14 protein-coding genes and 4 tRNA genes are annotated in these 20,769 nt (G+C 61.1%); 10 read left to right on the top strand and 8 right to left on the bottom strand.

Going from position 1 to position 20,769, the window contains the following annotated elements; genetic code table 11:
• Positions 1-64: 64 nt before the first annotated feature.
• From preA to hydA, 3 genes are all read right to left on the bottom strand, one after another.
• Positions 65-1,339 carry an NAD-dependent dihydropyrimidine dehydrogenase subunit PreA gene (gene preA, locus CWC48_RS21430; protein WP_099492951.1) on the bottom strand — a complete coding sequence of 425 codons (1,275 nt, stop codon included), beginning with the start codon at positions 1,337-1,339 and terminating at the stop codon, positions 65-67.
• Entirely contained in the window at positions 1,339-2,706 is a 1,368-nt protein-coding gene (locus CWC48_RS21435; RefSeq protein ID WP_100492434.1) for an NAD(P)-dependent oxidoreductase, read from the bottom strand. The genes preA and CWC48_RS21435 overlap by 1 nt, the downstream gene beginning before the upstream one ends.
• A gap of 177 nt (positions 2,707-2,883) precedes the next feature.
• Positions 2,884-4,323, bottom strand: coding sequence for a dihydropyrimidinase (gene hydA / locus CWC48_RS21440; RefSeq protein WP_078049288.1), 1,440 nt, complete (start codon positions 4,321-4,323; stop codon positions 2,884-2,886).
• Positions 4,324-4,913: 590 nt separating this feature from the next.
• On the opposite strand from hydA, the gene CWC48_RS21445 reads away from it, so the two are divergent.
• Both CWC48_RS21445 and CWC48_RS21450 read left to right on the top strand, forming a co-directional pair.
• Positions 4,914-6,401 (top strand): NCS1 family nucleobase:cation symporter-1, encoded by a 1,488-nt coding sequence (locus tag CWC48_RS21445; protein ID WP_100490257.1) that lies wholly within the window; start codon positions 4,914-4,916, stop codon positions 6,399-6,401.
• A gap of 180 nt (positions 6,402-6,581) precedes the next feature.
• Positions 6,582-7,865, top strand: coding sequence for a Zn-dependent hydrolase (locus tag CWC48_RS21450; RefSeq protein ID WP_100490258.1), 1,284 nt, complete (start codon positions 6,582-6,584; stop codon positions 7,863-7,865).
• A gap of 57 nt (positions 7,866-7,922) precedes the next feature.
• On the opposite strand, the gene CWC48_RS21455 is transcribed toward CWC48_RS21450, so the two are convergent.
• Genes CWC48_RS21455 through CWC48_RS21465 form a run of 3 tightly spaced genes read right to left on the bottom strand, consistent with a single transcriptional unit; the run spans position 7,923 to position 13,705 of the window.
• Positions 7,923-9,341, bottom strand: a complete 1,419-nt coding sequence (locus CWC48_RS21455) for an efflux transporter outer membrane subunit (RefSeq protein ID WP_100490259.1) — start codon at positions 9,339-9,341, stop codon at positions 7,923-7,925.
• Positions 9,325-10,494 carry an efflux RND transporter periplasmic adaptor subunit gene (locus CWC48_RS21460; RefSeq protein WP_099492948.1) on the bottom strand — a complete coding sequence of 390 codons (1,170 nt, stop codon included), beginning with the start codon at positions 10,492-10,494 and terminating at the stop codon, positions 9,325-9,327. Before CWC48_RS21460 ends, CWC48_RS21455 begins: the two co-directional genes overlap by 17 nt.
• Positions 10,484-13,705 carry an efflux RND transporter permease subunit gene (locus CWC48_RS21465; RefSeq protein WP_100490260.1) on the bottom strand — a complete coding sequence of 1,074 codons (3,222 nt, stop codon included), beginning with the start codon at positions 13,703-13,705 and terminating at the stop codon, positions 10,484-10,486. The genes CWC48_RS21460 and CWC48_RS21465 overlap by 11 nt, the downstream gene beginning before the upstream one ends.
• Before the next feature lie 225 nt (positions 13,706-13,930).
• Here CWC48_RS21465 and CWC48_RS21470 point away from each other — a divergent pair, with 225 nt between their 5' ends.
• Positions 13,931-14,341, top strand: coding sequence for a hypothetical protein (locus CWC48_RS21470; RefSeq protein ID WP_100492435.1), 411 nt, complete (start codon positions 13,931-13,933; stop codon positions 14,339-14,341).
• A gap of 368 nt (positions 14,342-14,709) precedes the next feature.
• Entirely contained in the window at positions 14,710-15,372 is a 663-nt protein-coding gene (locus CWC48_RS21475; RefSeq protein WP_100490261.1) for a peptidase C39 family protein, read from the top strand.
• Between the two features lie 151 nt (positions 15,373-15,523).
• On the opposite strand, the gene pbpG is transcribed toward CWC48_RS21475, so the two are convergent.
• Both pbpG and folD read right to left on the bottom strand, forming a co-directional pair.
• A complete protein-coding gene (gene pbpG, locus CWC48_RS21480; protein ID WP_078049281.1) occupies positions 15,524-16,447 on the bottom strand; it encodes a D-alanyl-D-alanine endopeptidase in 924 nt (307 codons plus the stop codon).
• Between the two features lie 208 nt (positions 16,448-16,655).
• Positions 16,656-17,510 carry a bifunctional methylenetetrahydrofolate dehydrogenase/methenyltetrahydrofolate cyclohydrolase FolD gene (gene folD, locus CWC48_RS21485; RefSeq protein WP_078049280.1) on the bottom strand — a complete coding sequence of 285 codons (855 nt, stop codon included), beginning with the start codon at positions 17,508-17,510 and terminating at the stop codon, positions 16,656-16,658.
• Positions 17,511-17,789: 279 nt separating this feature from the next.
• Here folD and CWC48_RS21490 point away from each other — a divergent pair.
• The 6 genes from CWC48_RS21490 (at position 17,790) to clpP (ending at position 20,710) form a co-directional block, all read left to right on the top strand.
• Positions 17,790-17,866, top strand: a tRNA-Arg gene (locus CWC48_RS21490).
• Between the two features lie 32 nt (positions 17,867-17,898).
• Positions 17,899-17,974, top strand: a tRNA-His gene (locus tag CWC48_RS21495).
• Between the two features lie 57 nt (positions 17,975-18,031).
• Positions 18,032-18,116 (top strand) — tRNA-Leu (locus CWC48_RS21500).
• A gap of 80 nt (positions 18,117-18,196) precedes the next feature.
• Positions 18,197-18,272: transfer RNA gene (locus CWC48_RS21505), tRNA-His, on the top strand.
• Positions 18,273-18,671: 399 nt separating this feature from the next.
• The gene (tig, locus tag CWC48_RS21510; protein ID WP_028616936.1) at positions 18,672-19,982 is read left to right on the top strand and encodes a trigger factor; all 1,311 of its coding nucleotides are present in this window, start codon (positions 18,672-18,674) and stop codon (positions 19,980-19,982) included.
• Positions 19,983-20,074: 92 nt separating this feature from the next.
• The gene (gene clpP / locus CWC48_RS21515; protein WP_034107269.1) at positions 20,075-20,710 is read left to right on the top strand and encodes an ATP-dependent Clp endopeptidase proteolytic subunit ClpP; all 636 of its coding nucleotides are present in this window, start codon (positions 20,075-20,077) and stop codon (positions 20,708-20,710) included.
• Positions 20,711-20,769 lie beyond the last annotated feature (59 nt).

The following is a 20,769-nucleotide window of genomic DNA, read 5'->3' on the forward strand; positions in this document are numbered from 1 at the left end:
CCCATTGTTGTGGTGAGCGGGCTTTCCCCGCGCGAGGCAAGCTCGCTCACCACACTATTTCGGGTTACACAGCCTCCCGGTAGGGATTCCTCGGATCCTGCGTCCAATTCAAAAACGGCTTGCCGGTGTCTATCGGTACCATCTCGATGCAATCGGCCACCGGGCAGGTGATCTGACACAGATTGCAGCCCACGCACTCATCGTCGATCACCTCATATTTATGCGTGCCATCCGCCTGTTTCAGGCTGGCAATGGCCTGGTGCGAGGTGTCTTCGCAGGCGATATGGCAACGCCCGCAGCCAATGCAGGCTGCCTGGTCGATCTTGGCGATCACCTGGTAGTTGATGTCCAGGTACTTCCAATCCGTGGTGTTGCCCACCGCGCGCCCGGAGAATTCCTGCAGGCTTGTGTAGCCTTGGCTGTCCATCCAGCGTGACAGCCCGTCCTTCATCTCTTCCACGATCCGAAACCCGTGCAGCATCGCCGCCGTGCACACCTGCACCGCGCCGCAGCCCAGGGCGACGAATTCCGCTGCGTCGCGCCAGTTGCCGATGCCGCCAATGCCGCAGATCGGCAGGCCCTCGGTCTGCGGGTCACGGGCGATTTCGGCGACCATGTTCAGTGCAATGGGCTTCACCGCCGAGCCGCAGTAACCACCGTGGGTGCTCTGGGTGCCGACCACCGGCAGGGCGACCATGCGTTCCAGGTCCACGCTGGTGATGGAGTTGATGGTGTTGATCAGCGACACCGCATCCGCACCGCCCCGATACGCCGCCCGCGCTGCCACACGGATGTCGGTGATATTGGGCGTGAGCTTGACGATCACCGGCAGCGAGCAATACGTCTTGCACCAGCGTGTCACCTGTTCCACATACTCCGGCACCTGGCCCACCGCCGCGCCCATGCCGCGTTCGGGCATGCCGTGGGGGCAGCCGAAGTTCAGCTCGATACCGTCGCAACCGGTGGCTTCCACCAGCGGTAGGATGTTTTTCCAGGATTCCTCCACGCACGGCACCATCAGCGACACGATCAGTGCGCGGTCGGGCCAGTCCTTTTTCACCTGGGTGATTTCCCGCAGGTTGATCTCCAGGGAGCGGTCCGTGATCAACTCGATATTGTTGATGCCCAGCACCTCACGGTTGGCGCCGTAGTGGGCCGAGTAACGCGATGACACGTTGACCGCTGCCGGGTCCTCACCCAGGGTTTTCCACACCACGCCGCCCCAGCCGGCTTCGAAGGCGCGCACCACGTTGTAGGCCTTGTCGGTGGGCGGCGCGGAAGCCAGCCAGAACGGATTGGGGGCTTTGATACCGGCAAACACAATCGAGAGATCGGCCATTACGCAGCCTCCACATTCAGCATGAGTTGGGCGTGCATGGCTTCGGCAGCCAGCTTGCCGTGTTGCACGGCCTGCACGGTAAGGTCCTGGCCGAGGCTGACGCAGTCGCCACCGGCATACACACCGGGAATACTGGTGCGCAGCTGTTCGTCGACAAAGATGCGCTCACCGACGCGGTGCAGTTGCTGCGCCAACGGGTCGTGCAGTGCCTCATTGTCGAAACCCTGGCCGATGGCTTTGAAAATCGCATCGGCGGCCAGCTCGAAGGTTTCGCCGGTGGGGTGCAAGCGGCCGTTCTCCATGCGCGTGCGCACAAAACGCATGCCGCGTACGTGGCCCAGGTCATCCAGCAGCACGGCTTCGGGCTGGGCCCAGGTGAGCAGGCGCACCTGGTTGGCCTTGGCGATGTCTTGTTCATGGTGGGTAGCGCCCATGTCAGCCAGGCCACGGCGGTACACGAGGTTGACGTCGCGGGCGCCAAGGCGGGCCATTTGCACGGCCATGTCGATGGCGGTATTGCCGGCGCCAAGCACGATGCAACGGTCGGCCAGCGGCAGTTGAGTCAGGTCATCGGCCTGGCGCAACTCGCGGATGTAGTCGGTGGCGGCGAGCAGGCCGGGGGCGTCCTCAAAGGGCAGGCCCAGCTGTTTGCTCGCGGCCAGGCCCAGCCCCAGGAAGACCGAATCGAATTGCTGATTCAGTTCGCTGAGGGTGAGGTTGTCCCCCAGGCGCTGGCCGTGGCGAATCTCGATGCCGCCGATCTGCAGGAGGAAATCCAGCTCCTTCTGCGCAAAGTCATCCACCAGTTTGTACTTGGCGATCCCGTATTCATTCAGGCCACCGGCTTTCTCCCGGGCTTCGAAAATCACCACGTCATGACCGTGCAACGCACTGCGGTGGGCGCAAGCCAGGCCAGCGGGGCCGGCACCGACGACGGCGATGCGCTTGCCGGTGGACGCGGCGCGGTGGAAGGGATGTTCGGTGAAGTGGGCATTGTCGACCGCATAACGTTGCAGCAGGCCGATCAGCACCGGTGCGCACTCTTCGGCGTTGTTACGCACGCAGGCCTGCTGGCACAAAATCTCCGTGGGGCAGACCCGCGCGCAACTGCCGCCGAGGATATTGGCCGAGAGGATTTTCTGCGCCGCGCCTTGCACGTTTTCGGTGTGGATATTGCGGATAAACGAGGGGATATCGATCTCGCTGGGGCACGCGTTCACGCACGGTGCGTCGTAGCAATACAGGCAGCGCGACGCTTCCAGTTGCGCCTGGCGCGCATTGAGGGGCGGTGCCAGGTCGGTGAAGTGGCTGGCGAGGGTGGCGCCATCCTCAGCGGGATGGGGGAGGTGGGTCAGGGTCTGGATCACGGTGGTGGCCTCACGGTTATTGAGGTGCTGCCTCTGATGGGCATTGGTTTTTGTGTTGCCGTTGCTGGCTTTATCGCAGGCAAGCCAGCTCCCACATGGGATCGGGTTCACATCGTTCAAATGTGGGAGCCGGCGGTGCGACGGTTCGACTTGCCTGCGATAGGCCGAAGGCCGCTTTTAGCGTTTCACTGCAGTGGGCCTGGAACGCTCCGCCCGCTTGCTCAACTGCTCGAACACCGGCGGATACGTCGGCCGCTCCACATACCGCCCGGCACCGCGCTCGGCGCGCAGGTCGCCATCGGCCCACACAAGCTTGCCCTGGCTGATGGTGTGGCTCGGCACGCCGCGCACGGTCTTGCCTTCGAAGATGTTGAAGTCGACCTGCTGGTGATGGGTCTTGGCGGAAATGGTCCGCGTGCCCTCTGGGTCCCACAGCACCAAGTCCGCATCCGCACCCACGCGAATCGCGCCTTTGCGCGGGTAGAGGTTGAAAATCTTCGCGGTGTTGGTGGAAGTCAGTGCGACGAACGCCTGCATCGACAGACGCCCGGTGTTGACGCCTTCGTCCCACAGCAGCGCCATGCGGTCTTCGATACCGGCGGTGCCGTTGGGGATCTTGCTGAAGTCGTCACGGCCGGCGGCTTTTTGCTCGGCGCAGAAGCAGCAGTGATCGGTGGCGGTGGTGTGCAGGTTGCCGGATTGCAGGCCGTGCCACAGCGCCTCCTGATGCCCGCGCGGGCGGAACGGCGGGCTCATTACATAGCCGGCGGCGGTTTGCCAGTCGGGGTGCTGGTAGACGCTGTCGTCCAGCAGCAGGTGGCCGGCGAGGACTTCGCCGTAGACTGGCTGGCCCTTGCCACGGGCGTAGGTGATTTCGTCCAGCGCCTCTTTGGTGGACACATGCACCAGGTACAGCGGCGTGCCGATGGTCTCGGCGATGCGGATCGCGCGGCTGGCCGCTTCGCCCTCCACCTGGGACGGACGCGACAGCGGGTGCGCTTCCGGCCCGGTGATGCCCTGGGCCATCAGCTTGCGTTGCAGGTGATACACCAACTCGCCGTTCTCGGCATGCACCGTAGGCACTGCGCCCAGTTCCAGGCAACGCTCGAAGCTGGCGACCAGAGTGTCGTCCGCCGCCATGATCGCGTTCTTGTAGGCCATGAAATGCTTGAAGCTGTTGATGCCGTGGTGGCTGACCAGCTCGGCCATTTCCTCGCGCACCTGCTCGCTCCACCAAGTGATCGCCACATGGAAGCCATAGTCGGACGCGGATTTTTCCGCCCAGCCGCGCCACTGGTGGAAGGCTTCCAGCAAGGATTGCTGTGGGTTGGGAATCACGAAGTCGATGATCGACGTGGTGCCTCCCGCCAAGCCTGCCGCCGTACCGCTGAAAAAGTCTTCACTGGCCACGGTGCCCATGAAGGGGAGTTGCATATGGGTGTGGGGATCGATGCCGCCGGGCATCAAGTATTGGCCGCTACCATCGAGTATTTCAGTGCCGGCGGGAATATCCAGGTTCGTGCCAATGGCGCGAATTAGACCGCCTGCGCATAACACGTCGGCGCGGTAACTTTCATCATGGGTAATAACGGTGGCGCCACGGATCAACAGCGACATGTCGAGTTCCTCACAGGCTTGACCGGCTTGTGCCAGTTCTAAGTGTTGTAATGCTGCTTACCGATGGTCGGTTAATTCCTGTCATCGGTGACAGGAATAGAAGCTAGCCCGAGTTTTTCGATTGGGCAAGAAGATTTTTTATAAGCTTATATCGTGTTTAATTCATTGATTAATAAGGCAAAAAATTTGAAATCACCAAAATGTAGCGCGCTCTCACCATTTTGACGCACTTGACAGGTTCTTTAATTGAGCAACATTTCTTATTGCAAATCAGACGCTTGAGACATGCCTCTTGACGAAGGCAGTGAATAAAAATAATCGTGTTGCACCAGATTGAGTCCTGATCGTTCGGGCAACTTCCACGTTATCTAGCCTGAGTAACGCGGCAAGTACCGAAGGCTCAATCGGAAAGCTGATTAACATCAGCCAGTTATATACGCGGTGTGGGTGCGGTATCGGTTGTCGGCACGGTTATTGAGTGCAGTGGCGGCTGGCCGGATCCGTGATGTCATGTTGTTTACGAGGTACTCCGGCCGCCTGCACCCAATGGCAGGCGAGCAACAATAATTCGAAAAAACCGTGGAGCGGCCATGCAACAGAACAGATCGCAAGTCATTGAGCGCAACGGCCTGTACGAACTCGACGCCGGCCCCGACGTCCTCGACAGCCCTCGCTACAACCACGACATGGCACCGACCAAGGTGCATGAACGCACCTGGAACAAGTGGCATATCACCGCGCTGTGGGTCGGCATGTCGATCTGCGTGCCCACCTACACGTTGGGCGGCGTGCTCACTGCGTATTTCGGCCTGTCGGTGGGCGAAGCGCTGATGGCGATTTTGCTCGCCAACATCGTGGTGCTGATCCCGCTGACCCTCAATGCGTTTCCTGGCACGAAGTACGGCATACCGTTTCCGGTGCTGTTGCGTTCGTCGTTTGGCATCCTCGGTTCGAACGTGCCGTGCCTGATTCGGGCACTGGTGGCGTGCGGGTGGTTTGGTATCCAGACGATGTTCGGCGGGTTGGCGATCCACCTGTTCCTGGGCTCGATTTTCGAGGGCTGGAAATCCCTCGGCGGCACGGGTGAAGTGATTGGCTTCATGATTTTCTGGTGCCTGAATTTGTGGGTGGTGCTGCGCGGTGCCGAATCGATCAAGCGCCTTGAAACCCTGTCGGCGCCGCTGCTGGTGGCGGTGGGGATTGGCCTGCTGGTGTGGGCGATGCCTAACGTGTCGATCAGCGAACTGATGGCGATCCCGCCCAAGCGTCCCGAGGGTGCGAGCCTCACCGGTTACTTCATGGCCGGCCTCACGGCGATGGTGGGTTTCTGGGCCACCTTGTCATTGAATATTCCCGACTTCAGCCGCTACGCCAAAAGCCAGAAGGACCAGATCCTCGGGCAGATATTCGGCCTGCCGCTGACCATGTTCCTGTTCGCCGCCCTCGGCGTGATCATGACCGCCGCCTCGGTGAAACTGGTGGGCGTCAGCGTGTCCGACCCGGTGACCCTGATCGGGCATATCCAGAGCCCGGTGTGGGTCGCCATTGCCATGGCGCTGATCATCATCGCCACCTTGTCCACCAACACCGCGGCGAACATTGTCTCGCCCACCAACGACTTCCAGAACATCGCCCCCAAGCTGATCAACCGCACCACCGCCGTGATCCTGACCGGCCTGGTGGGGTTGGCGTTGATGGCCCATGAGCTGCTGAAAAAACTCGGGCTGATCGTTTCCGATGTGAGCCTGGAGACCGTTTATTCCAATTGGTTGCTCGGCTATTCAAGCCTGCTGGGGCCGATTGCCGGGATCATGGTGGTGGACTACTTCATCACCCGCAAACAGCAGCTCGACCTGGCGGGCCTGTACCGCGATGACGTTTACCCGGCGTGGAACTGGAGCGGCTTCATCGCCTTTGGCGTGCCGGTGGTGCTGACCTTGCTGTCACTGGGCAGCGATGCGTTCAGTTGGTTCTACAGCTATGGCTGGTTTACCGGTTCGGCCTTGGGTGGCTTGTTGTATTACGGCCTGAATGCCAAGCGCGGGGCCAGCCCGGTCGCGGTGAAAACACCACTGTAGATCATTTGAAATGCAATCCACATGTGGGAGCGGGCTCGCATCGCGAATGCGGTCTTTCAGGCGACATTTGCAGCGACTGACACGGCCTCTTCGCGAGCAAGCCCGCTCCCACATGTATGACCGCATTCCATTGATGGAATTGAATCAATCCATAAGAAATGTAGCCTGAGGAGATCCCCCATGAACGCTGCCCTCGACGTTCTGCAATCGACCCATCAGCACATCAACCGCGACCGCTTGTGGCAATCCTTGATGGACCTGGCCAGACTCGGCGCCACCCCCAAGGGCGGCGTCTGTCGCCTGGCCCTTACCGACCTTGACCGCAAGGCCCGCGACCTGTTCGTGCAGTGGTGCGAGGCCGCTGGCTGCACCGTGACCGTCGACGGCATCGGCAACATCTTCGCTCGTCGCCCCGGGCGCAATCCCAACCTGCCACCGGTGATGACCGGCAGCCACATCGACACCCAGCCCACCGGTGGCAAGTTTGACGGTTGCTTTGGCGTGCTGGCGGGTGTGGAAGTGCTGCGTACGCTCAATGACCTCAAGGTGGAAACCGAGGCGCCCTTGGAGGTGGTGGTGTGGACTAACGAGGAAGGCTCGCGCTTCCCGCCGTGCATGATGGGCTCCGGCGTGTTCGCCGAGAAATTCACCCTGGCGGACACACTGGCCAAGGTCGATGTGGACGGCGTCAGCGTCGGCGATGCATTGAATGCGATTGGCTATGCGGGCTCGCGGCCGGTCAGTGGGCATAAGGTGGGGGCGTATTTCGAAGCACATATCGAGCAAGGCCCGATTCTTGAGGACGAGAAGAAAACCATCGGTGTGGTGCTCGGCGCACTGGGGCAGAAGTGGTTTGACCTGAAGCTGCGTGGGGTTGAAGCGCATGCGGGGCCAACGCCGATGCACCTGCGCAAGGATGCACTGGTGGGCGCGGCAGCAGTGGTGGCGGCGGTCAACGCGGCAGCGCTGGGTCATCAACCCCATGCGTGTGGGACGGTGGGTTGCTTGCAGGCTTATCCGGGATCGCGCAATGTCATTCCCGGCGAAGTGCGCATGACCCTGGACTTCCGCCACCTGGAACCGGCGCGCCTGGACTCGATGATTGCCCAAGTGCGCCAGGTCATTGAAGACACCTGCGCCAAACATGGGCTGAGTTTCGAGATGGAGCCCACCGCGGACTTCCCGCCGCTGTACTTCGACAAAGGCTGCGTGGAAGCGGTGCGCAATGCGGCGAATGGCCTGGGCCTGTCGAACATGAACATCGTCAGCGGGGCAGGTCACGACGCAATCTTCGTCGCCGAACTGGGCCCGGCGGGGATGATCTTCGTGCCGTGTGAAGGCGGCATCAGCCATAACGAAATCGAGAATGCCGCGCCGGATGACCTGGCGGCAGGGTGTGCGGTGCTGCTGCGCGCCATGGTGGCCGCATCGGCGGCAATCGCCAGCGGCAAGCTCGCCGCCTAAGCCTTCACTGCCCACCGTAGGAGCCGGCAAGCCGGCTCCTACGGAGGAAGGACAGTGTCAGGAAGAGGGCTGCCAGCCGCCACCCAACGCGGTCACCAGCCCGACGCTCGCCTGTAACTGCCGGGTCTGCACCGCCTGCAAGGTCCGCTGCGCTTGCAACGCTGCCGTCTGCGCCGTCACCACGTCCAGGTAGCTCACGGCCCCGGCCTGGTAGCTGTTCATGGCCAGCGCTTGGGTGTGCTGCGCCGCATCAGCCGCCGCTTGCTCATCCTGCGCCTCCTGCTGCAAATCGCGCAGTTGTGCCAGGTTGTCTTCCACCTCGCGCACGGCCTTCAGCACCTGGCTGCGGTAGTGCGCCGAGGCTTCTTCAAACTCGGCCTTGGCCTGGCGTTCATTGGCGCTCAAGCGCCCGCCATCAAAGATCGGCAAGTTCACCAACGGCCCCAGCGCCCAATAGCGATTGCTAGCGGACAACAAGTTACCAACCCCTTGGGTCTGCCCGCCGATCAAGCCGGTCAGGCTGAAATCCGGGTACCACGCCGCCTTGGCCACGCCGATGTTGGCGTTGGCGGCAAACACGCGACGCTCCGCCGCCGCGATGTCTGGCCGGCGTTGCAGCAGATGGCTCGGCAACTGCGACGGGATGCCCGGCAGTGCGATCAGTTGCTGGCTCGGCGGCACGCTGAAGTCACTGGCCGCCACACCCACCAACTCACCCATGGCGTGTTCAGTAAGATTGCGCTGCCCGCGGACTTCATCCAGTTGCGCCTTGGCTTCGGCGAGTTGGTTTTGCGCGCGGGTGAGGTCCAGCTCCGAAGCAATCTGGCCCTCATACCGACTGCGAGTCAGTTGCAGTGCCTGGCGGAAATCCTCCAGCGAACTGTTGAGAATCCGCGCCTGTGCATCCAGCCCATTGAGTTGCACATACAGCGTCGCCAACTGATGTTGCAGGCTCAGGCGCGCCACGGCCAAGTCATCGCCGGACGCTTGTGCCTGGGCGTCGCCGGCCGCGACCTGGTTGCGGATTTTGCCCCACAGGTCCAGGTCATAACTCAGCGAAAACCCCGCCGTATTGCTGTTGTACACCGACGGCTGCGTGGTCCCCCGCAATGGCCGCGAGTCCGATTGACGCTGGCGCAATGGCTGCGCGCTGGCGGTGATCTGCGGGAACAGCCCGGCATGCAGCTGGCTGGCATACGCCTGGGAGGCATCGAAGTGTGCCAGTGCCGCCGCCAGGTCCGGGTTGGCCTTGAGCAGTTGCTGTTGCAGGTCGTTCAGGCGCGGGTCGTGGTAGAGGGTCCACCAATCGGGCGCCAATGAGTCGGAGGGCTGCGCGCTGTGCCACGGGCCATCGCTGGTCTGTTCGCGGTAATTTGCGGGCAGGTCAAGTGACGGCACTGTGTAGGTGGGCGCCATCGAGCAACCCTGCAACGCCAATAGCATCAACGCCGCGAGGGGCTTAAGCCTTGGGCGCATGCGTACCTCCAGAGGCGTCGGCTAGTTGTACCGGGTCGCCTTCTCGCAGGGCGTCGGGCGGGTTGTCGACCACGCGGTCGGCGGGTTTCAGGCCTTGGTCGATGACCAGGCGTTCGCCCAGGTCGAGGCCGATGTGGATGTCTTGCAGGTGCACATGATTCTGCGCATCCAGCACCGCCACCTGGGTGCCTTGGGCACGGAAGATCAGCGCGCTGGCCGGGATGCTCACGCCATGGGTGTCCGCTGGAATCGGCAGGGTGGCTTCGGCGTAGTCGCCGGGCAGCAACTCGCCATTGGGGTTGTCGGCGACGAACTGCGCGAGCAGGGTGCCGGAGCGGCGGTCAATGGCGGTGGAGTCGCCGATCAGGCGCGCCTTGAAATGCTCGCCGGGGTGCTCGGGCACGGTCAGCTCGGCTTCGAGGCCTGGGTGAATGACCGCCGCATAGTTCTGCGGCACCGGCACATACAGGCGCAATTGGTGGGTGTCGGCGATGTTGAACAGCTCCGGGTCGCTGTCGGTATCGGCCTTGATCAACTGGCCGATGTCGGTGTTGCGTGCAGTGATGGTGCCCGCGAATGGCGCGCGGATAGTCTTGAAGCTTTCCAGTGCCGTAAGCCTGGCGTAATCGGCAGCGGCGGCTTCGGCGTTGGCTTTGGCGGCAGCGGCGTTGGAGGTTTTTTCATCGGCCTCCTGGCGCGACACCGAGTGACTGGCCAGCAGGTTCTGCCAGCGGGTGGCGGTGGTGGCGGCCAGGCGTGCATTGGCCTGTTCCTGCACCAGCCGCGCATGGGTTTGGGCCAGTTGTTGGTCGAGGTCGGGGCTGTCGATCTCGGCGAGGATCTGCCCGGACTTGACCTGGGTGCCGATGTCGGCTTTCCAGTCCTTGAGGTAGCCGCTGACGCGGGCGTGGATCGGCGCCTTGCTCCAGGCTTCCAGGTGCGCCGGCAAGCGCAGGGTGTCGCCCGCGGCATTCTGCTGCGGTTGGAACACCATCACTTGCGGGACGGCGGCGGTCTCGGTCCAGGCGGTGACCGATTGTTCGTGCAATGTGCGGGCGTGCAGGCCGTTGGCGACCAACAGGGCGGCCAGGGTCAGGCCGCCGACACCCATGAGCATCAGACGCTTGCGCGAGGGTTTGTGATCAGACGACATGAGACGTTTCTCCAGCAGTTGCGCGAGTAGGGTGACGACCGTGGACCAGGCTGAAGACCACGGGGACAAACAACAGGGTGGCGGTGGTGGCGAGGATCAGGCCGCCGATCACGGCGCGGCCGAGCGGGGCGTTCTGCTCTTCGGAAATCGCCAGGGGCAACATGCCGATGATCATCGCCAGGGCGGTCATGCACACCGGGCGGAAGCGCGTGTAACCGGCTTCCAGGGCGGCCTTCAGTGCGTCCCCATGTTCGGCCAGGCGTTCGCGGCAGAAGCTCACCACCAGGATCGAGTTGGCCGTGGCCACGCCCATGCACAGGATCGCGCCGGTCAAGGCGGGCACCGACAAAGACGTGCCGCTGAGGAACAGCATCCACACAATCCCCGCCAGGGCCGCCGGCAAAGCAGTGATGATCACGAACGGGTCGACCCACGACTGGAAGTTGACCACGATCAGCAGGTAGATCAGCACCACCGCACCGAGCAGGCCGAAGCTCAGGCCGCTGAAGGCTTCATGCAGCGCGTCGATCTGCCCATGCAGGCTGATCACCGCGCCTTTGGGGCGCATGGATGCGGTGTCGTCCAGCACTTTTTGCACGTCGCGGGCCACGCCGCCGAGGTCGCGGCCTTGCACGTTGGCGTACAGGTCCAGGGTCGGTTCGATGTTGTAGTGGGTGACCACCGCCGGGCTTTGCACGCGGGCAATAGTCGCCACGCCGCCCAGGATCTGCGACTGACCGTCAGCGCCGGTTACCGGCAGGGCTTCCAGTGAGGGCAGGCTGTCGAGGCGGTATTGCGGGGTCGCCGCTACGATGGAGTAGGACACGCCGTTGGCCGGATTGAGCCAGAAGGTTGGCGCCACCTGGGAGCTGCCGGCGAGGGAGGCGACCATGCTGTTGGTCACGTCACGCTCGGTGATGCCCAGGCCATTGGCGCGCATGCGGTCGACGTTCACCTGCAGCGACGGGTAGCCGGTGGACTGCTGGATACGCAGGTCGGCAATGCCCGGTACGTGCTGCAAGCGACGCTCAAGCTCCACCGCATAGGCACGGTTTTCTTCATCGCTGCGCCCGGAGATTTTCACGTCCAGCGGGGCCGGGGCGCCAAAGTTGAGGATCTGGCTGCTGATGTCCGCCGGCAGGAAGGCGAAGTGGCTGCCGGGGAAACTTTGCGGCAAGGCTTCGCGCAGTTTTTTCACGTAGTCGGCGGTGGGGGCGTGGTCTTTTTTCAGGGTGACCTGGATATCGCCGTCCTGCGGGCCGATGGTGCCGCTGCTGCTGTAGGCCATGTCGATGCCGCTGAGCGGGATGCCAATGTTATCGACGATGGTGTCCAGCTCTTCGGCGGGAATGACTTCACGAATCCGCGCTTCGATGCGGTCGAAGGCGGCGGCGCTTTCTTCGATACGCGTGCCCAGTGGCAAACGCACGTGAAGGGCCAGGGCGCCTGCATCGGTGGCCGGGAAGAAGTCTTGGCCCAGGCTGGGCAACAGCAGGAAGGACGCCAGGACACAGGCCAGGAAACCGACGATAAAACCCTTGCGGTTGCCCAGGGCGAGGGTCAGCAGGCCGTGGTAGGTGTCACGGATATTCGAGAAGTGGCGCTCGAAACCTTGCTGGAAATTCAGCACCGATTGCAGCACCGCGTTGCGTGGTGTTGTGTGCTGCTCGCCCTCGTGGTGGTTGATGAACGCATCTTCCGGATGATGCCCTGCACCGGCCTCGGGCATGTGCGGCTTGAGCAGGAACATCGCCAGGGTCGGCACCAGCGTACGCGAGAGGATGAAGGAGCTGGCCATGGCAAAGATCACCGCCAGGGCCATCGGCCGGAACAGGTAGCCGGCGATGCCTTGCAGCAAAAACATCGGCACGAACACGATGCAGATACACAGCAGCGAGACGAACGCCGGCCCGACAATTTGCGCGGCACCGTCGAGGATCGCAGTCTTCACCGCCTTGCCTTGCTCCAGGTGCCAGTTGATGTTCTCGATGGTCACCGTGGCGTCGTCCACCAGGATCCCCACCGCCAACGCCAGCCCGCCGAGGGTCATCACGTTGAGGGTTTGCCCGCTGACCGCCAGCAGCGCGATGGCCGACAGCACGGCCAGCGGAATCGAGGCGGCGATGATCAATGTCGAACGCCAACTGCCGAGGAACAGCAGGATCATCGCGCTGGTCAGCAACGCGGCGATGATGCCTTCCTGGGCCACGCTGCCCACCGATTGCTTGACGAACACCGAGGCGTCGCCGAGCAGCGAAGTCTTCAGCGACGGCGGCAGGGTTTCATTGATGCGCGGCAGCATCTGGCGGATGCCGTCGATGATCGACAGGGTCGAGATGCTGCCGTTTTTCAGTGCCGGCATCAGTACCGCGCGGTGGCCGTCGACGCGCACGATATTGGTCTGCGGCGGCGAACCATCTCGTACGTGGGCCACTTGGCCGATGGTGATCAGCGCACCGTCGACGGTCTTGATCGGCAGGTCGTTGAGTTCATCGATGGCCTTGGGGCTGTTGTTGAGCAGGATCGTGTATTCGTTGGGGCCGAGTTTGGCGGTGCCCACCGGGATGATCTGGTTCTGCAACGCCAGGGCATTGCCCACGTCCTGGGCCGACAAGCCTTTGGCGGCGAGCGCCTGCGGGTCGAGGTCGAGGGTGATCTGGCGCTGCTTGCCGCCCATGGGCGTGGGCATGGCCAGGCCGGGCAGGGCGCTCAGCGGCAGGCGGATATTGTTCTGCACCAGGTCGCGGATCTTCGCTTCCGAAAGGCTCGGGCTGGAGAACGCCATCTGCAGGATCGGCACCGTCGAGGCGCTGTAGTTGAGGATCAGCGGCGGCGTGATGCCCGGAGGCATTTGCTTGAGTACGGTTTGTGACACCGCCGTCACCTGGGCGTTGGCGGTGCGGATATCCACGCCAGGCTGGAAAAAGATTTTCACGATGCCCATGCCGGGCAGCGATTGCGATTCGATGTGTTCGATGTCGTTGACGGTGGTGCTCAGGGAGCGTTCGTAGGTGTAGATCACCCGACCGGCCATGGCGTCCGGCGACAGGCCGTTGTACTGCCACACCACAGCGACCACGGGGATGCCGATATCCGGGAAAACGTCAGTGGGGGTACGCAGGGCCGCCATCGGCCCGATGATGCAGATGAATATGGCCAACACGATAAACGTGTACGGCTTTTGCAGTGCGGTCTTTACCAGCCCGAGCATGCGTGAACCTCCAGAGGAGCAGGATTGCAAACCCCGGCAGTCTCACGCGACCCACCTAACACGCACCTTTCAGCCAGGTGAAGGAACATTTAGGTAGGCGCTGAAGATCGTTTCATATGTATTCATTTGTTCTACACAGGTCCGCTCCCCAAGCTTGTAACCCATCGGACACATGTCCTGCTTTGGAGCCCTGCCATGTCACTCAAAACCCAGTCACTCAAAACCATTTCACTCAAACCACTGCTGTTGATCCCCGCCCTCGGTGCCGTGCTGTTGTTGTCGGCGTGCGCCGGCCCGATCCCCAAGGCTGACCCGAGCGAAGCGTGGATCGGTCTGAAAGAAGAGGCACCGAACGACCTGATGGCCGAGCGTGTAGACGGCAAGCGCGTGGATGACGGGCGCTTTTTTGAAGTGCCGCCGGGCGACCATCGCTTGGATGTAACGCTGTTCGAAGAAGAACCGGGCGACGACAACCAGCAGGACTGCCAGGGTCGCGTCGAATACAAGCACTTCAAGGCGGGTGAGCACTACACCCTGGTGGAATCCAGCCTCGGCACCACCGTGCGCGCCGCCTTGATGGATGGCCACGGCAAGGAAGTCGCGGCGACTCAGGACTTCAATTGCATGCCTGGCTAGGCGTGATGCACTGCCGCCTTATGGGGCTTGGCAGGTGCAGCGGGTTTGACGTGGGGGGGATGGTGCCGGCGGGTTATGCGCAACACCCCCCACAACATGGCGCCGGCTACCGCCAGCCAACCGCAGATCAATAGGAAAATCGTTGTTGCAAGGCTCATTCGGGCCTCCTTACGCCCCGTCCGGGGCACACACAGTCTTCTCAATGGACAGTCTAGCTACCTGGCCGTTGCCTGCTATTGACCAATGGTCGTGTCCTTCCAACTTCTTTGCTCTATCCATTCCCTTTACTAAGCCTGCGGGCTATACCCGCGTGGCCGGGCGTCCTATGATCAGGGCCCTTACCGGCAGTTGATCAAGAGAGTAGAAAATTGCGGTTACGGTCGAACCTTAAAACATCCGTTCTATTGGCCTGCGCCCTGGGGCTTGCGGCCTGTTCCGCGACGCCGTCGAAACTGGCGGGCCTGCCGGAACGTGTCGAACTCAATGGCGTGCCGACGTTTCGCAGCGAGGCTTATCAGAGCGGTCCTACGGCATTAGCCAGCATGCTGTCGCAACAAGGCATTGTCATGACACCGGGGTTGCTGGATAAGCCGCTGCACCTGCCGGGCGGCGAAGCGGACCTTGAGCGCAACATGCAGGTGCTGGCGCGCGAGTACGGGCTGATGGTGTACCCGGTGGACGCCAAGCTGACAGCGGTGCTTGCACAGGTGGCGGCGGGTTATCCAGTGATGGCGCGGATCGGCGGCGGGCTGTGGTCGGACGCGCGCTACGTGGTCGTGGTGGGTTTCAATCAACAGAAAAGCACGGTGTTGCTGCGCTCGGGCATGGACCGACGGTTGTTGATGAGCTTCAGCGACTTTGAGTCAAAGTGGAACAGCGCCGGAAGTTGGGCGATCCTCACCCAGCGCCCGAGCCAGTTGCCGGCCAATGTGGACGCGCAGCGCTGGCGGGATGCGGCCAACGCGACGGGCCAGGCGGGGCAGGAGGGCGCGGCGGCGCAGGCGCTGAAGGTGCTGGCGGAACGCAAGTAAACAACACACCAACGCTCCAGTGTGGGAGCGGGGTTGTGTGGGGGCCGGGCTTGCCCGCGATGCAGGCACTGCGGTGTTCCAGTTACACCGCAGTGATGCGATCGCAGGCAAGCCAGCTCCCACACACGCCAGCTCCTGCATCAGTGTGTGATCAGCGACGTACTTCGGCGGCGTTAGGACGGTTTTTCAGGTTCTTGTCAGCCTTGTAGCGCAACGCCACATCCGGCACCGAACCGCTTTTGCCGGTCTCGACCCAGTTGCGAATGCGGCTGGCATCGGCAAAGTGAGTGAATTTGCCAAAGGCATCCAGGATCACCAGCGACACCGGACGGTTGCCCATGCTGGTCACCAGCACCAGGCAGTGGCCGGCCTGGTTGGTGAAGCCGGTCTTGGTCAGCTTGATGTCCCAGTTGGCGCGGTTGATCAGGTGGTCCGTGTTAGAGAAGCCCAGGGTGTAGTTGGGCTTGCGGAACGACACGGTCTTTTCCTTGGTGGTGCTCAGTTGGCTCAGCAACGGGTAGTGACGCGCGGCGGCCAACAATTTGCTCAGGTCGCGGGCGGTGGACACGTTGTGGATCGACAGGCCCGTGGGTTCGACATAATGCGTGCTGGTCATGCCCAGTGCCTTGGCCTTGGCGTTCATCGCGGCGATGAAGGCTGCATAGCCACCCGGATAGTGGTGGGCCAGGCTCGCGGCGGCGCGGTTTTCCGAGGACATCAGGGCGATCAGCAGCATTTCCTTGCGCGGCATCTGGCTGCCGATCTTCACGCGCGAAAACACGCCTTTCATTTCCGGCGTGTCGGTGATGTTGATATCGATGTACTCATCCATGTTCTGCTTGGCTTCGAGCACGATCAGGCCAGTCATTAATTTGCTCACCGAAGCGATGGGCACCACCACGTCCGGGTTGCTGGAATAAATGACCTTGTTGGTCTGCAGGTCCACCAGCATGGCGCTGCCAGAGGCGATTTGCAGCTTGGACGTATCACGCGGGGCCTGGGTGGTTTCGGCGGCGTGCGCGAAGTGGCCTGTGAAAGCGAAAAATAGGCTGATGATAGAAAGACGAATTTTCACGCGGATGAACTCGCTAAAAAAGTAAGGAAATACCGTTCGGAAACGGGTTTTTGATAAATGCCGTTACATTTTAGGAGTATGGATCAGAAACTGTCGAATGTTCTTCTAGAACCGGACGAAAGTGCTTAAAAACTAAGAAAAAACAGGTTTTATTGCGGGCAATAAAAAGCCCTGCGATAAAGCAGGGCTTTTTCAGTACGCCTGGTTATTAATCGTGCAGGGTTTCGGCGGCGTACAAGGTGTTCTCAAGCAGGCAGGCGCGGGTCATCGGCCCGACACCGCCTGGCACTGGAGTGATCCAGCCGGCGCGGGGCAGGGCGGTTTCGTACACCACGTCGCCGACCAGCTTGCCGTCGTCCTGGCGGTTGATGCCTACGTCGATGACGATGGCGCCTTCCTTGATCCACTCACCCTTGACCAGGCCCGGCTTGCCGGCGGCGACGACCACCAGGTCAGCGCGGCCAACGTGGCCGGCAAGGTCCTTGGTGAAGCGGTGGGTGACGGTCACGGTGCAGCCGGCCAGCAGCAGTTCCATGGCCATCGGGCGACCGACGATGTTGGACGCGCCGACGACCACGGCGTCGAGGCCGTACAGGTCGACACCAGTGCTTTCCAGCAGGGTCATGATGCCTTTTGGGGTGCACGGGCGCAGCAGCGGGATACGCTGGGCCAGACGGCCGACATTATAAGGGTGGAAACCATCGACATCCTTGTCCGGGCGAATGCGCTCCAGCAGTTTGGAGGCGTCCAGGTGCTCGGGCAGTGGCAATTGGAGCAGGATGCCGTCGATCGCCGGATCGTCGTTGAGGCCGTCGATCAGGTCGGTAAGGGCCTGCTGGGTGGTCTCGGAAGGCAAGTCGTAGGCCTTGGAAATAAAGCCGACCTCTTCACAGTCTTTACGCTTGTGCGAGACATAAACCTGAGAGGCAGGATCGCTGCCGACCAGGATCACCGCGAGGCCCGGCGTGCGCAGGCCTTGCTGGCTGCGCTCGGTGACTCGTTTGGCGATCTGCTGGCGCAGGCTGGCGGCGATTGATTTGCCGTCGATAAGTTGTGCAGTCATTACGCGTGATTAACCATCGAGAGGGGGAAGAAAAGTGCGCGCATTCTCGCATGCCAGGACGTGAGGGCAAAGGCGCTTGGTCTGCAAATTGCCCTAACCCCTTAAATAAAATCAGTTTTTTTCAAAAAAGATTTGACGGGTTTCGAGGGCGTCTATACTATTCGTCGCACTTGTCGGGCACAGCCTAGCACTGGTTAAGAAGGTCGAGCAGAATGGCGTGTTGTTCTGCAAGGCTGGAAGCACTTAGTTTGTAATCCTCCAAGAGTACAGATTAATCAGGCGCCCGTAGCTCAGCTGGATAGAGCATCCGCCTTCTAAGCGGATGGTCGCAGGTTCGAGTCCTGCCGGGTGCGCCATTAGGCAGCTTTGGCACAAGTAGCGCTATATGGTGGGCGTAGCTCAGTTGGTAGAGCACGGGATTGTGACTCCCGTTGTCGAGGGTTCGATCCCCTTCGTCCACCCCATATTTTTAAAAGGCGCCAGATTAATCGTCTGGCGCCTTTGCTTTAAGAGCTTCAAGCGCGGATGTGGTGGAATTGGTAGACACACTGGATTTAGGTTCCAGCGCCGCGAGGCGTAAGAGTTCGAGTCTCTTCATCCGCACCAAATAAAGCTTGGCCCCGTTGAAAAACAGGGTAGGGCTCAACAAAGAAGAAGTGGTTTGGTTTCTTTGTTAACGCAATATGGTGGGCGTAGCTCAGTTGGTAGAGCACGGGATTGTGACTCCCGTTGTCGAGGGTTCGATCCCCTTCGTCCACCCCATATTCGAAAGGCGCCAGATTTAAAAGTCTGGCGCCTTTTTTGGTTTTAGCGGTTCGAATATTCCGCGGCCGCAGTCATTGGGTCGCACTGGCAGGGCGTTTCGTCGTATTTATGTATCTCGATGATGCCGCACTGCCTGCCAGCCTGTCTCAGGGGTTGGCCGTCAGGGAGATGGATGACGACTTCTTCTATATATAGAAGGGGCGGCGCAGAGCCCTGGCGTGATGGGCTGTATTTGTCACCGGGGCGGGGTGCATCAGTGCCTTCGTACCGATAAATTGCCGGCTGTTTTCGGGCGTATTTCCAGTAGGGTGACTTCTTGAGTTTGACCCACTAGAATGCATGCCCTTGATTGGGGTCGGAAATGGCCGGCTAACGTCTGTGCAACGAGGAATATCCATGCAAGTTTCTGTTGAAAATACTACTGCTATCGAGCGTCGCCTGAGCATCTCCGTGCCGGCTGAGCGCGTCGAGACTGCGGTCAACAAGCGTCTGCAGCAGACTGCCCAAAAGGCCAAGATCGCTGGTTTCCGTCCAGGCAAAGTGCCAATGAGCGAAATCAAGCGCCGTTTTGGTGCCGATGCGCGCCAGGAAGCTGTGGGTGACGTGATCCAGGCTTCCTTCTACGAAGCGGTCGTTGAGCACAAGCTGAACCCGGCTGGTTCGCCGTCGATCGAGCCTAAGTCGCTGGAAGCTGGCAAAGACCTGGAATACGTTGCCGTATTCGAAGTGTTCCCTGAGTTTGAAGTGGCCGGTTTCGACGGTATCGCCATCGAGCGCCTGAGCGCCGAAGTGGCTGATTCGGACCTGGACAACATGCTGGAAATCCTGCGCAAGCAGAACACTCGTTTCGAAGTGGCCGACCGTGCTGCCCAGAACGAAGACCAGCTGAACATCGATTTCGTTGGCAAGGTTGACGGCGAAGTGTTCGCTGGCGGCTCCGCCAAGGGCACTCAGCTGGTGCTGGGTTCCAACCGCATGATCCCGGGCTTCGAAGACGGCCTGGTTGGCGCCAAGGCTGGCGAAGAGCGCGTTCTGAACCTGACTTTCCCTGCTGACTACCAGAACCTGGACCTGGCTGGCAAAGCCGCCGAGTTCACCGTGACCGTCAACAGCGTGTCCGAGCCTAAGCTGCCAGAGCTGAACGAAGAATTCTTCGCCCAATTCGGCATCAAGGAAACCGGTATCGAAGGCTTCCGCACCGAAGTTCGCAAGAACATGGAGCGCGAGTTGCGTCAGGCCATCAAGTCCAAGGTCAAGAACCAGGTCATGGACGGTCTGCTGGCCGCCAACCCGATCGAAGTGCCTAAGGCTCTGCTGTCCAACGAAGTGGATCGCCTGCGCGTTCAAGCTGTTCAGCAGTTTGGTGGCAACATCAAGCCTGACCAACTGCCGGCCGAGCTGTTCGAAGAGCAAGCCAAGCGCCGCGTCGTGCTGGGCCTGATCGTGGCTGAAGTGGTCAAGCAGTTCGACCTCAAGCCTGACGAAGACCGCGTTCGCGAAATGATCCAGGAAATGGCCTCGGCCTACCAGGAGCCTGAGCAGGTTGTGGCTTGGTACTACAAGAACGATCAGCAACTGAACGAAGTGCGTTCGGTTGTGCTGGAAGAACAAGTTGTGGATACTGTTCTGCAGAAGGCTAAGGTGACCGATAAAGCGGTCTCTTACGAAGAAGCAGTCAAACCGGCGGAAGCAGCACAAGCCGACTGATTGTCCAACTCGTTGGAAAATTCAACCATAAGCCAGCCTCGCGCTGGCTTATGCGTTTTCAAGACATGACTATTTGGGAGTAACTGCAGAGCATGTTCCGTAATTCCTATATTCAGCAGAACTCTGATATCCAGGCCGCTGGCGGCCTGGTCCCGATGGTTGTCGAGCAGTCCGCTCGTGGCGAACGCGCCTACGACATCTACTCGCGCCTGCTCAAGGAGCGAGTGATCTTTCTGGTGGGCCCCGTAGAGGACTACATGGCCAACCTGATCTGTGCGCAGCTGCTGTTCCTTGAAGCGGAAAACCCGGACAAGGACATCCATCTCTACATCAACTCCCCAGGCGGCTCGGTCACTGCAGGCATGTCGATCTACGACACCATGCAGTTCATCAAGCCGAACGTATCGACCACCTGCATCGGCCAGGCCTGCAGCATGGGCGCGTTCCTGCTGACCGCGGGTGCGGAAGGCAAGCGTTTCTGCCTGCCGAACTCGCGCGTTATGATTCACCAGCCATTGGGCGGTTTCCAGGGCCAGGCTTCGGATATCGAAATCCACGCCAAGGAAATCCTGTTCATTCGTGAGCGTCTCAACACGCTGATGGCCAAGCACAGCGGGCGTACCCTGGAAGAAATCGAGCGCGATACCAATCGCGACAACTTCATGAGTGCCGAAGCGGCCAAGGAATATGGGCTGATCGACGCAGTGATCAGTCAGCGCCCCGCTTAATATAAGCTGCTCAAAATAGGGCTGGTCGGCATGCCGACCACTGGCGGGCTTGAAAAAGC

This window comes from Pseudomonas sp. S10E 269, assembly GCF_002798465.1.
Lineage (GTDB): Bacteria > Pseudomonadota > Gammaproteobacteria > Pseudomonadales > Pseudomonadaceae > Aquipseudomonas > Aquipseudomonas pergaminensis.

Bases quoted from the DNA above. Each gene is read 5' to 3' on its own strand.
- CWC48_RS21460 (WP_099492948.1), bottom strand. From the start codon at position 10,494: ATGTCGTCTGATCACAAACCCTCGCGCAAGCGTCTGATGCTCATGGGT.
- preA (WP_099492951.1), bottom strand. From the start codon at position 1,339: ATGGCCGATCTCTCGATTGTGTTTGCCGGTATCAAAGCCCCCAATCCG.
- CWC48_RS21450 (WP_100490258.1), top strand. From the start codon at position 6,582: ATGAACGCTGCCCTCGACGTTCTGCAATCGACCCATCAGCACATCAAC.
- clpP (WP_034107269.1), top strand. From the start codon at position 20,075: ATGTTCCGTAATTCCTATATTCAGCAGAACTCTGATATCCAGGCCGCT.
- folD (WP_078049280.1), bottom strand. From the start codon at position 17,510: ATGACTGCACAACTTATCGACGGCAAATCAATCGCCGCCAGCCTGCGC.
- CWC48_RS21455 (WP_100490259.1), bottom strand. From the start codon at position 9,341: ATGCGCCCAAGGCTTAAGCCCCTCGCGGCGTTGATGCTATTGGCGTTG.
- hydA (WP_078049288.1), bottom strand. From the start codon at position 4,323: ATGTCGCTGTTGATCCGTGGCGCCACCGTTATTACCCATGATGAAAGT.
- CWC48_RS21445 (WP_100490257.1), top strand. From the start codon at position 4,914: ATGCAACAGAACAGATCGCAAGTCATTGAGCGCAACGGCCTGTACGAA.
- tig (WP_028616936.1), top strand. From the start codon at position 18,672: ATGCAAGTTTCTGTTGAAAATACTACTGCTATCGAGCGTCGCCTGAGC.
- CWC48_RS21465 (WP_100490260.1), bottom strand. From the start codon at position 13,705: ATGCTCGGGCTGGTAAAGACCGCACTGCAAAAGCCGTACACGTTTATC.